Below are 12,597 nucleotides of genomic sequence, written 5' to 3'. Positions count from 1 at the left end.
ATTATCTAAATTTGTCTATTAGCCATGATTAATAAAGCAGAGATTTTTAAAAAAGCGGGTAATATCCTATCAGAGCTGACTGAACAATACCAGTATATTGAAGAAAACCCCCAAGACCTGAATGACCTGGAACTTGAGCTTCTTTCTGCTAATGCTGATTTTCTGGCCGAGAACCTGAGAGTACTTAAGAAACTGAACGCAAAAAAGCGATCGTCTGAAACAGCTGTGTCTGAAAAAGCAGCCGGCAAAGATGATGATGCGGAGTTGCCATCTGCTCCCGTCAGAGCCACGAATGAGATATCACTGGAGACATTGCTGAATACAGCTGCAAATGAAGAAAAAGAAGAACCTGTAGCCGAAAACAAAGAGGTTAATCCTATCCCCCAGACGCATGATATCCAACAGGAAAGCAGGCCGGCGGCGCAAGGCCCGGTACCCGGACTCCTAACGGATGTGCAAACGAGCAGACCGGAGCCGCTCTACGTTCCTGTACCAGAACCGGTAAAGGCCCCTGAGGTGCCGCAAAGCCCCGAGCCAGTAAAGGTCTCTTCGCCAGAGCCTTCATATCCTTCAGTGCCCGTTCCGCCAGTGACCGCGCCGGCAGCTTACCAGCAGCCACGGGTTCAAAGTCTTAACGATATGATTTCATCTCAGAAAGCGCAGCAAGGCACGTCCAGCCAATATAAGCAGGCTCCCATTACGGATCTGAAGTCAGGTGTGAATCTCAATGACAAGCTTTCGTTCATTAAGGACCTGTTTAATGGCTATAGCCTTGCTTACAGTGAGGCCATGGAGATCCTTAACCGGTTCGAAACATTTGAATCAGCAGACAATTTCCTGAAGTCAAATTATGCAGCAAAGAACAACTGGGCGGCAAAACAAGCGACCGTAGAAAAGTTCTATGAAGTCCTTCGCAGAAGATTTATTATCTGAATTATATAACTCCCATCCTGTTTGAATCCAGCTTTAGCAGGATGAAAAGCAGGATGGTGAAACTCCAGAGGGATGATCCACCATAACTCAGGAAGGGCAGCGGGATACCAATAACCGGAACCAAGCCGATCGTCATCCCTATATTAATAAAGAAGTGGAAAAATAGGATAGACGCTACCCCATATCCGTAAATCCTGGAAAAGGAAGACCGTTGTCTTTCGGCAATATTGACAATGCGCAAGAGCATCGTCAGATACAACGCGATTACGACCAGGCTGCCTGCAAAACCCCACTCCTCACCAACGGTACAGAAAATAAAGTCGGTGCTTTGTTCAGGAACAAAGTCATATTTTGTTTGTGTTCCCTGGAGGTAGCCTTTGCCCCATAATCCGCCCGACCCAATCGCTATCTTCGACTGGTTCAAATTGTAACCTTGTCCACGCGGATCATCTAATTTACCCAGTATCACATCAATTCTGTTTCTCTGGTGACTCTGCAAGATATTCTGATAGGCAAAGTTCACACAAAAAATAAAAGCAATAGAGACGACTACGGAAACCGCGATAGGCTGAATGTATTTTCGGCTCTCCCTTGATAGCATGATAACCAGGACACTCAAACAAATAATAATCCCTATCAGAATGAACTTGTTGATAACGAGTGCAAGTATAAAAAGGGCAATCAGAATAGTGCCGATGACCAGGACATAGCCGGAGAGGCCTTCGCGATAGAGGGCAAAGATTAGCGATGTAAAGGTCAAAGCAGATCCTGTATCGGGTTGTAGCATGATCAGACTTGTGGGAATCAGCAGGATCAGCACACAAATGCCGATCATCTTGAACTCGTGCATCTTGAGGTTGGTCGAGCTGATATAATGCGCCAACAGCAGGCAGGTGGAAAACTTGGCAAATTCCGAGGGCTGAAGCCTGAAGCTGCCTATCGGTATCCAGGCCTGATTTCCACCCACGTTCCGGCCAACGATCAGTACAGCGATCAGCAGCAGCAACGTAATGCCGTAAAATACCGGTGAGAAGGTGCTGAAGAACTTCGAGTCGAGCAGAAGGATAACCGCACCCAGAATAATCGCCGAAACGATGAATATAAACTGCTTGCCGTAGTTGGTATTCATATCCATAATGCCCGGATAAAGCGGGTCATAGACAGCAGCATGAATGTTGAACCATCCAATAACACATAAACACAGATAGATCAGGATCAGAATCCAGTCAACGTTAAAAAAAAGGCTGCGTTGATTAATCATTTTGCGTCGTTAAAGTGGGAGTAATTTGTTCAACAGGCTTCATCTCGATTTTTGGCAGGCTGTCAACCCGGGGTCGTTGCGCCGGTTTGGCTTTCGGCTTTGCGCCGGGAAGCAAGTTGGCGTTATACAACCTTTCCGTATAATATTTTGGCCGCCTGATCGTGTCGGTGAGGTACTGCTCCATTATCAAACTTGCAATAGGAGCCGACCACGTAGCACCGTATCCGGCATTTTCAACCATGACGGCAACCGCAATTTTGGGGTTGTGCCGGGGAGCGAACGCAAAGAAAACAGAGTGGTTTTCGCCATGCGGATTTTGCACTGTTCCTGTTTTGCCACAAGCCTCAAAGCCTGGTACCTGCGCAATAGGATAGGCCGTTCCGCCCGGGGCGTTAACGGCTCTGCTCATTCCTTCAATCACCGGATCATAGAACCGCGCTTCCACCCCTGCACTGTTTTTCTTGGTGTATTCAGGCTTTACCACATGATCTTCTCCTATTCCTCTGATCAGGTGAGGCGTGTAATAAAATCCCCTGTTGGCGATAGTAGCAACAACGTTGGCCATCTGAAGAGGGGTAATTCCCAATTCTCCCTGCCCGATGGAAAGAGAGATATTGTAGCCCGAAGTCCATTTATCACTTTTGAAGTGCCGGGTATAGAATTCAGCGGTGGGAAGCAACCCCTTCCGTTCATTCGGCAGATCAACACCTAACTTAGAGCCTATGCCAAACCTGTTTACTGCGTCGTGCCACTTGCGGTAAGCCTTAACCGACCGCATGCCCGAATGGTCTATCATGCGGTTATAAACATAGCCGTAGTAAGTATTGCATGAATATTGGATAGACTCAATCAAACTTGTCGATCCATGTACGTGGGTGCAACCCATCTTTCCCCTGCGACCGTAGTAGTAAGCACCCGGACAGTAGAACCGCGTCTCTGCATTAATTTTTCCCATTTGCTGAGCGACCAGGGCATTAATAACCTTGAAGATAGATCCCGGAGGATATTCAGCCATTGTAGGCCTGATGAAAAGCGGTTTATGGGGGTTTCTTAATAACTTCATGTAGTTATTTCCCTTCTCTCGTCCGACCATCAGATTGGGGTCGTAGCTCGGACTGCTCACGAATGCCAGTATCTCTCCAGTCGAAGGTTCAATAGCAACGATACTACCGATCTTATTATGCATGAGTTTTTCGCCCAACCGCTGAAGATCCCTGTCCAGGGATGATATCAGTTTTTTTCCTGTGACAGCCAATGTATCATACGCTCCATCTGCATAATGTCCCTTGGGCCGGTTAAAGGCATCTACCATCTGGTTTTCGACACCCCTTTGTCCTCTGAGAAGTTCTTCATACGACTTTTCTACACCTGTCCGGCCAATATAGTCGCCTGCCTTATAATAACCGCTGGAGCGCTTAATATCCGACTCTACAACTTCGTTAATGTAGCCAAAAAATTGGGAAGCGATGGTGTCGGGATACCGCCTGACAGACCTCTTCTGCACATAAAAGCCGGGAAACTGGGTGAGCTTTTCCTGGAAGGATGCAAAGGTCTGAGCTGACAGTTGTTTCTCAAAGACCGATGCCCGGTATGGCGAGTAATTTCTCGCCTTGTTGAAGCGCTGATAAAACCCTTTTTTATCCAGATTGATCAGCTTGATGAACTCAAGTGTGTCAAAAGGTTTTACTTCCCTGGGAACCACCATGAGGTCATATACCGGTTCATTCTGTACCAGGATCCGGCCCTTACGGTCATAAATAACGCCTCTGGCAGGGTATATTGTTACCTTACGGATCACATTATTATTAGCTGAAAGAAAATAACTCTTGTCAATTACCTGAATATAGAACAGGCGGGCCAGCAAAATAAGTGCTATTGCAATAAAGATTCCCTGGACGACATATTTACGCTGAAAAAAACTGTTCATTAACGCTCTTTCTTACGGAAGAATATAAATTCTGAAATGATTATCAAAAATATGGTAAAGAGAGAACTTAAAAGAAAGCGGATTAGTACATATTTCAGATCAAAAAAACCAAATGACTCTAATAATATCAATGTCAGATGATGGAATAGCGTCAGTACCACCGTATAAACAAAAAACCAGCGAAATCCCATAATGCCCAGCCTTGGTTCGGGTTCGTTCTCAAATCCCTGCCGCTCAACGGTCACGTTAATGAATATAACCCGTACAAGAGCAAGCAGTGAGCATGCTGCTGCGTTGATACCTGCGGTATCATAAAACGAGTCCACCGTGAGTCCCGTCAGTATCGCCAAGAGAAAAAGCAGCCAGTTAGGTGTCTCAAATGGCAGCAGCATGATAAACAGGATATAAGGAAATGGAATGGACAGATTGTAAAATCCCATATTCTTCAACAGAAACGTCTGAATGAAGATCAGTGCAACGAACCGAATGATATTGGTAATAATAGTTCTACCCATCTTTTTTACTCAGATTTTCTAAAATTTCCTTCTCCGGACCGAAAAGGTTTTTGATGACATAGACATATTGCAGCGTCGCGAAGTCCGTTTCCAGGCGAACCTCTATTTCAGGAAAGCTCTCTCCGCCTCTTTCTCTGGTACGGAGAATCCGTCCAACGGGCAGTCCCGCAGGAAACAGCGTAGAGTACCCCGAAGTCACCACATGCTGCCCTGTCTTAACGCTAATGTGGTTCGGGATATCCTGCAATACGGCTAACCGCGGATTGGTATTTTCTTCACCCCATACCAACGAACCGAAAGCCTGGCTTTCCTTTATGCTAGCACTGATTTTGGTGTCGCTATGTAATAGCGAATAGATCGTCGCAAAGTCTTCCGAAACGTCTTTTACAATACCGACAATGCCTGAAGCGCCTATAACGCCCATACCGCTTTGAATACCATGCCGTTTTCCACGGTTAATCGTGATGTAGTTATTCTTAAGATGAATGGAGTTATTTACAACCCGGGCTACAATATAGGTATATTGCTGTCTGGAAGTAGTGTCTTTTGTCGTATGCTCTGCTACGCTATCATCAAAATATGACATTTTCAGTTCCTGTCTCAGGAGAGCATTCTCTTTTGCGAGACTATCGTTGACCTCTGCAAGGCGCAGGTAGCGTTGCGCTTTATTAATGCGGGCATAGGTCTCACCTATGAAGTGATTTGCCGAATTGAATACCCCTGATCGCTGGTAAGAATTATTTCTAACCACTAAGGTGATAGAAATGATAAAGCAGATGATGAAAAAGAAGAATGCGTTATACTTACTGATGAAAATCCAGAGATTACGCATAAACTAGTAGGTGTTATATTTAAAGCAAATGCCGGCCTGCAAATAATTGCCGTTGATGCAGTGCCTATCGGCAGGCTGGCATGTATATTTTACTGCATTAAGAATTTGTAACCGCCGATGTTCTTCAGGGCGATACCAGTACCGCGTACAACCGCCCTTAATGGATCTTCAGCTACATGTACCGGCAACTTTGTTTTTGCCGCTACGCGTTTATCCAGACCTCTTAACAGGGCGCCCCCACCAGTCAGATAGATTCCGGTTTGGTAAATATCTGCAGACAGCTCCGGAGGAGTAATCTCCAGGGCTTTCAGGATGGCTTCCTCTATTTTAGAGATAGACTTGTCAAGACAATGAGCAATTTCGGTATAAGATACCGTGATCTGCTTTGGCACACCGGTCATCAGGTCTCTTCCCTGCACAGCGAAGTCAGCAGGAGGTTCAGAGAGTTCGGGTAAGGCCGCGCCCACTTCAATCTTGATCTTCTCCGCCGTGCGGTCACCGATCATGATGTTGTGCTGCCGGCGGATATATTGTACGATGTCACTGTCGAAGTTATCTCCCGCAACGCGGATAGACTGGTCGCAGACTATCCCCGACAAGGCAATCACTGCAATCTCGGTAGTACCGCCACCGATATCGATAATCATGTTACCCATCGGCTCCTCTACGTCAATACCGATACCCACCGCTGCTGCCATCGGCTCATGGATCAGATATACTTCTTTCGCACCGGCAATTTCGGCGGAGTCACGTACAGCTCTTTTCTCCACTTCTGTAATGCCTGAAGGAATACAGATAACCATTCTCAGAGACGGAAAGAACCAGCCCCTGCCATTATTGATCATCTTAATCATCCCTCTGATCATATGTTCGGCAGCGTTGAAGTCGGCTATGACACCATCCTTGAGCGGACGTACCGTGCGGATATTATCGTGGGTTTTACCCTCCATTTGCATAGCTTGTCTGCCTATGGCGATAATTTTGTTAGTTGTACGGTCGAAGGCTACTATAGAGGGCTCATCGACGACAACCTTATCATTATGTATAATCAGGGTATTTGCAGTACCCAGATCAATTGCTATTTCTTGTGTAAACCAATTAAATAAACCCATTAAGGACATTTTAAATTGTTAAAGTATGCAAATGTAGTAAATTGTTCAGTACTAAATCAATGTTTGAAATGCCGAACACCGGTAGTTACCATAGCTACACCTTTGCTGTTTGCCATATCTATGGAGAGTTTGTCCTTAATGGAGCCGCCTGGCTGAAGAATCGCTTTGATACCCGCATTAGCCGCTATTTCTACGCAGTCAGGGAAAGGGAAAAAAGCATCAGAGGTCATGACAGCACCCTTTACGTCAAAGCCAAAGGTCTTTGCTTTTTCGAGCGCCTGTACAAGCGCGTCGACCCGGGATGTTTGTCCTACGCCACTTGACAAAAGCTGTCCGTCTTTTGCGAGAACAATAGTATTAGACTTGGTATGTTTAACCAGTTTATTAGCAAAATGAAGATCCTGAAGCTGCTCTGGTGTCGGTTTTACTTCCGTTACCGGGGTCATCTGGTCGGGGCCTTCGATCGTAGCATCCTTATCCTGTTCGATAACGCCGTTCAGCAGCGTCTTGAATGATTTTCCAGGTAGCGCAACTGGCTTACGTTGAAGAAGAATTCTGTTTTTCTTTTCCGTCAGGATTTCGATGGCCTTCTCACTGAAAGCAGGAGCTATAAGCACTTCAAAGAAAAGGTTGCTGATCTCGCGTGCAGTTTCGCCATCGACCTCGCCATTACAGATGATCACCCCGCCGAAAGCCGAAACCGGATCACAAGCAAGCGCAACTTTCCATGCATCCAGCAGATTGTCTTTAGATGCAACGCCGCAAGCATTCGTGTGTTTTAGTATAGCAAAGGTCGGTTCCGTAAATTCATCGATCAGGGCAACAGCTGCATCCACATCAACCAGATTATTGTAGGAAAGCTCTTTTCCATTCAGCTTAGTGAACATGGCGTCCAGATCTCCATAGAAATAGCCTTTCTGATGAGGATTCTCTCCGTAGCGAAGGACAGTCGACTTTTGCTCACTCACCTTAAATACCGGAAGCGGATCTTCCTGATTGAAATAGTTGAAGATAGCCGTGTCGTAATGAGATGACGTATTGAATGCTTTTTTCGCGAACGCCTTGCGGTGTTCCAGGGAAGTTGCACCCTGGTTTTCCTCCAATATATGATGTAATTCAGCGTAGTCATTTTTAGATGACAGGATCACGACATCGTTGAAGTTCTTTGCCGCTGCGCGAATCAGGGAGATGCCGCCGATATCGATCTTTTCAATGATCTCGTCTTCGCCAAGCCCTGCCTTAACTGTTTCCTCAAAAGGATAGAGGTCCACAATTACCAGGTCGATCTCCGGAATTTCATACTGTGCAGCCTGGGCTTTATCTTCTTCCAGATTTCTTCTCGACAGAATGCCACCGAAGACTTTCGGGTGCAGCGTTTTTACACGGCCTCCCAAAATAGAAGGGTAGCCCGTCAGATCCTCTACACGAACCACATCAAAGCCGAGATCCCTGATAAAGCTTTCGGTTCCGCCTGTTGAATAAAATGTTACACCTAATGAGTGAAGCTGTCTGATGAGAGGTTCCAGGCCGTCTTTGTAATATACTGATATTAAAGCGTTTTTTATTTTAACAGGATGGTTCATGTATTGAAAAATTAAGCGGCAAAGATAGGATTTTTGCAGGGTAAAATCACATTCCATTTTGCGGAAAAATCGTGGAAATATGTTTTAATACCTGGTTTTGATGAGGGGGCGCCATAATTCAGCATTGTCCGCTTTTTTTGGTGCGGCAGCCTTGGGTCATTCTAGTGCTGCTGGTAGCTTGCAAGGAGGTTGCCTGGGATTGTATGGGATTCCGCTCGTAGTCTGTGCGGGGGTTGCTTGAAGATTGCTTGAAGATTGCTTGAGGGCAGCTGGGGAGCAGATAGGGAGCAGCTAGGGGGTGTAGCCGCGATGCAACCAGGGTGTAGCCACGTTGTAGCCACCTTTCTTCAATAAAACGTGGCTATACCGTGGCTGTAAGGCGGCTGAAGTGTGGCTACACCCCCTAGCTGCCTGAAAGTTGCTCCCTAGCTGCTATCCGGCTGATGAGCGACAAGTCTCCGGGAGGATAAAGCCTTACCCAAAACATGTTGCTATATAATTAATAGTACAGTCTTATTATAGAGGAGCAGGTCGGGAGATATAAGGTTGTAAAGCATGCCCAGGCTTTGCGGCTCATCCCACTATCAGGCAAGGCGGTTTCGGCTCCTGTTGAGTTGCTGCAAATAAAATACGCGGCAATATTGAAGCCTTATTATAAGGTGATAGCTCCGTGGCGCCGGTAGGGGGCTGCCCTGCTATCGGGAGATTAAAACGAAAACTGCGGCTGGTTACAGCGATTTCATTTTCTTGATCAGGCTTTCTACGACCTTCGGATAATGCAGGTGTTCCAGCTGCTGACCTTTGAATTTGATCATTTCAATGTCGTCGTCCTTATCTATTTTGTATTTCGATTGGTGTATAATCTCACCCTCGTCGAAGTTTTCATTAACGAAGTGGATGGTAATCCCCGATTCAGATTCCTTATTGTTTAATACAGACTGGTGCACGCGATCGCCATACATTCCTTTGCCGCCGTATTTTGGAAGCAGGGCGGGGTGGATGTTAATGATCTGGTTTGGAAAAGCCTTTAACAGGTTCTCGGGGATGAGCCAAAGGAAGCCCGCGAGAACAATCAGGTCGATTTCCATAGACTTGAGTAGTTTGACGATATGATCTGTCTGGTAAAAATCGAACTTGTCGAAGACATGGGAGGGGATTTCGAAATTGTCGGCTCTCTGGATCACGTAGGCGTTTGGGTTGTTACACAAAACGATGGCTACTTCCGCATCCGGGTGTTTGTGGAAGTGCTCCATTATCTTTTGCGCGTTGGAGCCCGACCCTGAAGCAAAAACGGCAATCCTCTTTTTAAGTGACATATTTCGATGGGGTAAGTCCAAAGATATTATTTTAAGTCTGGAAGACGCAAATTAAGGTTCAAATTCGGCTCAAAGCCGGTTCGGGATCCAGCGGTTTGGGAGGCCGGCGGATGGGGTGTCGAAGGCCGCTTCGAAACATGCCGGCTTTGAGCCGGATGGCGATGTTCCGTATAGTGTCTGGAAGAGGGCCGTTCTGGCGTTGTTTTGTCGTTCCGAGAAGCGAATGAAATAACGGCTGAACGGGTTGATAGTTAGATGTTTCGAGGTTGCAATATGCTGCGGAATGGCCAGAATCGGGCACGATTCAACTTTGGTTGCCGGGAGTTGCTCATATATAGGCAAATATCTCGAAAAATAAATCCCTAAGTGTTTGATAATTAATTAAACATTCCTATCTTTGCCCTCCCTTTCGAGGGATTTACTTGCCTTGAGCGAAGCCCTACTGCTTCGATGGGCACAAAAAACGAATTAAAAAGAAATGTCAGGTATTATTGGAAAAAAAGTAGGAATGACCAGCATTTTCGATGCCGATGGAAGGAACATTCCATGCACGGTGATTGAGGCTGGCCCTTGCGTTGTTACGCAACTTCGTACCGAAGAGGTTGACGGCTATGAGGCTGTTCAATTGGCTTACGATGAGAAGAAGGAAAAAAACACTACTCAGCAGCTGAAAGGCCATTTTTCGAAAGCAAACACTACTCCAAAGCGGAAGCTTGTGGAGTTTAAGACGTTTGAAGATGAGAAAAGTTTAGGCGACACAGTTACTGTGGAGATTTTTGCTGAAGGCGACTTCGTTGATGTAGTGGGTACATCTAAAGGTAAAGGTTTCCAGGGTGTTGTTAAAAGACACGGCTTTAGCGGTGTAGGTATGCAGACTCACGGTCAGCATAACAGACTGAGAGCTCCGGGTTCATTAGGTGCTTCTTCATGGCCTTCTCGCGTATTTAAAGGTATGCGTATGGCGGGTCGTACAGGTGGTTCACGTGTGAAAGTTCAGAATCTTCAGGTTTTGAAAGTATACGCTGAACAAAATTTATTAGTAGTTAGCGGTTCAATTCCGGGAGCTAAAGGTTCTTACGTAATCGTTGATAAATAAGATGGAAGTTAACGTAGTAAATATCTCAGGTAAAGAAACAGGTGCCAAGGTGCAACTTCCTGAAGCGATTTTTGGTGTAGAGCCAAATGATCACGCGATTTATCTTGACGTGAAGCAATATCTTGCTAATCAACGTCAGGGAACGCATAAATCAAAACAGCGTAACGAAATTGCTGGTTCAACCCGCAAGTTATATAAGCAAAAAGGTACAGGTGGTGCTCGTGCGGGTAACATCAAGTCGCCTTTGTTCAATGGTGGTGGTCGTGTATTCGGTCCTCAGCCACGTGACTATAGCTTTAAGCTGAATAAAAAATTAAAGCAACTAGCTCGTAGGTCAGCTTTATCATACAAAGCACAAGATAACAGCATCGTTGTTCTTGAAGATTTCTCTTTTGATTCAATCAAAACCAAGAACTACGCTCAGTTGGTATCTGATCTGAATGTTGCGTCTGAAAAAACCTTATTGGTTTTAGCAGCAGCAAATAACAATGTGTATTTATCAAGCAGAAACTTGAAAAAAGCGAAAGTGATCACTGCAGATCAGTTAAACACCTATGATGTGTTGAACGCAGGAAAGCTTATCCTGACTACAGGTTCTGTTAAATTATTGGAGGAGGCATTCGCCAAGTAATATGGAAATTTTAAAGAAGCCTATTTTAACCGAGAAAGCAGCTGCGCTAACTGAGAAGCTAAACAGATATGCATTCAAGGTAGACCACAGAGCTAACAAGTTGCAGATCAAAACTGCAATTGAGCAGATGTTTGGTGTTAGCATCAGTGCTGTAAACACCATGGTGGTAGATGGTAAAGCAAAGAATCGTTACACAAAAGCTGGATTCGTATCAGGCCGCTCGCCTAAGTACAAGAAAGCGATCGTAACGTTAAAAGATGGTGAAACTATTGACTTTTACAGCAATATTTAATTAGAACATGGCAGTTAAAAGATTTAAACCGGTTACCCCTGGAACTCGTCACCGTGTTGGCGGCGATTATTCAGATGTTACTACAAACGTTCCAGAAAAATCGTTAGTAGTATCGATCAAGAAGTCAGGTGGTAGAAATAATACCGGTAAAATGACTATGCGTTATCTCGGTGGGGGACATAAACAGTCGTACCGATTGATTGATTTTAAACGCGATAAACAAGACATCCCCGCAAAAGTTGCCACAATTGAGTACGATCCAAACCGTACAGCTCGTATAGCCCTGCTACACTATGCTGATGGAGAGAAGCGTTACATCATTGCTCCTGAAGGATTAACAGTTGGACAAACTGTAGTATCAGGTGCAGCGTCTGCTCCGGAGGTTGGAAACACATTACCATTGCAAAACATCCCTCTGGGTTCAATTATTCACAACATTGAACTTAACCCAGGTCAGGGAGCAACAATCGCTCGTAGTGCTGGTGCTTATGCACAGTTATCTGCGCGTGACGGAAAGTATGCTATTATCAAATTACCTTCAGGTGAGACTCGTATGATCCTGTCATCTTGTATGGCAACAATCGGTTCGGTTTCTAACGCTGAAAGAGCTAACGAAGTGTTAGGTAAAGCGGGAAGAACACGCTGGTTGGGACGTCGTCCACGCGTTCGAGGTGTAGCAATGAACCCGGTCGATCACCCTATGGGTGGTGGTGAAGGAAGATCTTCAGGAGGTCATCCTCGTTCTAGAAACGGTATGTTAGCTAAGGGTTACAAGACCAGAAACAAGAAGAAGAGTTCGAATCGTTACATCATTGAAGGGAGGAAGAAATAATGGCACGTTCAATTAAAAAAGGCCCTTATATCGATCATAATTTAGAGAGCAAAGTGCTTTCTATGAACGAGACAAGCAAGAAAACCGTTATCAAAACCTGGTCACGCCGGTCAATGATTTCTCCGGATTTCGTAGGGCATACATTCGCAGTTCACAACGGAAACAAGTTTATTCCGGTGTATGTAACTGAAAACATGGTTGGTCACAAGTTGGGAGAATTTGCTCCAACCAGAACATTTAGAGGTCACGCTGAAAAGAAGAAATAAG

Annotated in this window: 13 protein-coding genes; 6 read left to right on the top strand and 7 right to left on the bottom strand. The window is 45.4% G+C overall.

Translation table 11 applies throughout. The features are described 5' to 3' along the window. Window positions 1-24 precede the first annotated feature (24 nt). Window positions 25-933 carry a hypothetical protein gene (locus tag ACKI5J_RS00410; protein WP_407425377.1) on the top strand — a complete coding sequence of 303 codons (909 nt, stop codon included), beginning with the start codon at window positions 25-27 and terminating at the stop codon, window positions 931-933. A 1-nt stretch (window position 934) separates the two neighbouring features. Here ACKI5J_RS00410 and rodA read toward each other — a convergent pair whose 3' ends face one another. The 7 genes from rodA to purN all read right to left on the bottom strand — a co-directional run bounded on the left by rodA (window position 935) and on the right by purN (window position 9,479). After that, entirely contained in the window at window positions 935-2,194 is a 1,260-nt protein-coding gene (gene rodA / locus ACKI5J_RS00405; protein ID WP_407425375.1) for a rod shape-determining protein RodA, read from the bottom strand. Further along, window positions 2,187-4,121, bottom strand: a complete 1,935-nt coding sequence (gene mrdA / locus ACKI5J_RS00400) for a penicillin-binding protein 2 (protein ID WP_407425373.1) — start codon at window positions 4,119-4,121, stop codon at window positions 2,187-2,189. Before mrdA ends, rodA begins: the two co-directional genes overlap by 8 nt. Beyond that, the gene (locus tag ACKI5J_RS00395; RefSeq protein ID WP_407425371.1) at window positions 4,121-4,636 is read right to left on the bottom strand and encodes a rod shape-determining protein MreD; all 516 of its coding nucleotides are present in this window, start codon (window positions 4,634-4,636) and stop codon (window positions 4,121-4,123) included. The genes mrdA and ACKI5J_RS00395 overlap by 1 nt, the downstream gene beginning before the upstream one ends. Then, on the bottom strand, window positions 4,629-5,468 hold the full coding sequence (mreC, locus tag ACKI5J_RS00390; RefSeq protein ID WP_407425369.1) for a rod shape-determining protein MreC: 840 nt from the start codon (window positions 5,466-5,468) through the stop codon (window positions 4,629-4,631). The genes ACKI5J_RS00395 and mreC overlap by 8 nt, the downstream gene beginning before the upstream one ends. An 89-nt stretch (window positions 5,469-5,557) precedes the next feature. Next, window positions 5,558-6,580: a rod shape-determining protein gene (locus tag ACKI5J_RS00385; protein WP_106294726.1), complete on the bottom strand. Its 1,023-nt coding sequence runs from the start codon at window positions 6,578-6,580 to the stop codon at window positions 5,558-5,560. A gap of 56 nt (window positions 6,581-6,636) precedes the next feature. Next, a complete protein-coding gene (purH, locus tag ACKI5J_RS00380; protein WP_407425367.1) occupies window positions 6,637-8,163 on the bottom strand; it encodes a bifunctional phosphoribosylaminoimidazolecarboxamide formyltransferase/IMP cyclohydrolase in 1,527 nt (508 codons plus the stop codon). Window positions 8,164-8,891: 728 nt separating this feature from the next. Continuing rightward, window positions 8,892-9,479: a phosphoribosylglycinamide formyltransferase gene (purN, locus tag ACKI5J_RS00375; RefSeq protein ID WP_407425365.1), complete on the bottom strand. Its 588-nt coding sequence runs from the start codon at window positions 9,477-9,479 to the stop codon at window positions 8,892-8,894. Window positions 9,480-9,957: 478 nt separating this feature from the next. Here purN and rplC point away from each other — a divergent pair, with 478 nt between their 5' ends. The 5 genes from rplC to rpsS are packed head-to-tail and all read left to right on the top strand — an operon-like array spanning window position 9,958 to window position 12,596. Continuing rightward, on the top strand, window positions 9,958-10,575 hold the full coding sequence (rplC, locus tag ACKI5J_RS00370) for a 50S ribosomal protein L3 (protein ID WP_106294720.1): 618 nt from the start codon (window positions 9,958-9,960) through the stop codon (window positions 10,573-10,575). A gap of 1 nt (window position 10,576) precedes the next feature. After that, window positions 10,577-11,206: a 50S ribosomal protein L4 gene (gene rplD, locus ACKI5J_RS00365; RefSeq protein ID WP_106294718.1), complete on the top strand. Its 630-nt coding sequence runs from the start codon at window positions 10,577-10,579 to the stop codon at window positions 11,204-11,206. 1 nt (window position 11,207) lies between these two features. Further along, on the top strand, window positions 11,208-11,498 hold the full coding sequence (gene rplW, locus ACKI5J_RS00360; protein ID WP_106294716.1) for a 50S ribosomal protein L23: 291 nt from the start codon (window positions 11,208-11,210) through the stop codon (window positions 11,496-11,498). A 7-nt stretch (window positions 11,499-11,505) separates the two neighbouring features. Next, window positions 11,506-12,330: a 50S ribosomal protein L2 gene (gene rplB / locus ACKI5J_RS00355; RefSeq protein ID WP_407425362.1), complete on the top strand. Its 825-nt coding sequence runs from the start codon at window positions 11,506-11,508 to the stop codon at window positions 12,328-12,330. Then, on the top strand, window positions 12,330-12,596 hold the full coding sequence (gene rpsS / locus ACKI5J_RS00350) for a 30S ribosomal protein S19 (RefSeq protein ID WP_106294712.1): 267 nt from the start codon (window positions 12,330-12,332) through the stop codon (window positions 12,594-12,596). The genes rplB and rpsS overlap by 1 nt, the downstream gene beginning before the upstream one ends. Window position 12,597: the final 1 nt, after the last annotated feature.

Origin of the sequence: Arcticibacter sp. (assembly GCF_045629565.1) — a bacterium.
Taxonomy (GTDB): Bacteria; Bacteroidota; Bacteroidia; order Sphingobacteriales; family Sphingobacteriaceae; genus Arcticibacter.
The sequence above is the reverse complement of the archived record's forward strand: the minus strand, read 5'-3'. Positions and strand labels throughout refer to the sequence as shown.

What these genes read in the sequence shown, in the direction of transcription:
- ACKI5J_RS00395 (WP_407425371.1), bottom strand. Translation starts at nt 4,636, where the DNA reads ATGGGTAGAACTATTATTACCAATATCATTCGGTTCGTTGCACTGATC.
- rodA (WP_407425375.1), bottom strand. Translation starts at nt 2,194, where the DNA reads ATGATTAATCAACGCAGCCTTTTTTTTAACGTTGACTGGATTCTGATC.
- rplC (WP_106294720.1), top strand. Translation starts at nt 9,958, where the DNA reads ATGTCAGGTATTATTGGAAAAAAAGTAGGAATGACCAGCATTTTCGAT.
- purN (WP_407425365.1), bottom strand. Translation starts at nt 9,479, where the DNA reads ATGTCACTTAAAAAGAGGATTGCCGTTTTTGCTTCAGGGTCGGGCTCC.
- ACKI5J_RS00410 (WP_407425377.1), top strand. Translation starts at nt 25, where the DNA reads ATGATTAATAAAGCAGAGATTTTTAAAAAAGCGGGTAATATCCTATCA.
- mreC (WP_407425369.1), bottom strand. Translation starts at nt 5,468, where the DNA reads ATGCGTAATCTCTGGATTTTCATCAGTAAGTATAACGCATTCTTCTTT.
- rplB (WP_407425362.1), top strand. Translation starts at nt 11,506, where the DNA reads ATGGCAGTTAAAAGATTTAAACCGGTTACCCCTGGAACTCGTCACCGT.
- ACKI5J_RS00385 (WP_106294726.1), bottom strand. Translation starts at nt 6,580, where the DNA reads ATGGGTTTATTTAATTGGTTTACACAAGAAATAGCAATTGATCTGGGT.
- rplD (WP_106294718.1), top strand. Translation starts at nt 10,577, where the DNA reads ATGGAAGTTAACGTAGTAAATATCTCAGGTAAAGAAACAGGTGCCAAG.
- mrdA (WP_407425373.1), bottom strand. Translation starts at nt 4,121, where the DNA reads ATGAACAGTTTTTTTCAGCGTAAATATGTCGTCCAGGGAATCTTTATT.
- rplW (WP_106294716.1), top strand. Translation starts at nt 11,208, where the DNA reads ATGGAAATTTTAAAGAAGCCTATTTTAACCGAGAAAGCAGCTGCGCTA.
- rpsS (WP_106294712.1), top strand. Translation starts at nt 12,330, where the DNA reads ATGGCACGTTCAATTAAAAAAGGCCCTTATATCGATCATAATTTAGAG.
- purH (WP_407425367.1), bottom strand. Translation starts at nt 8,163, where the DNA reads ATGAACCATCCTGTTAAAATAAAAAACGCTTTAATATCAGTATATTAC.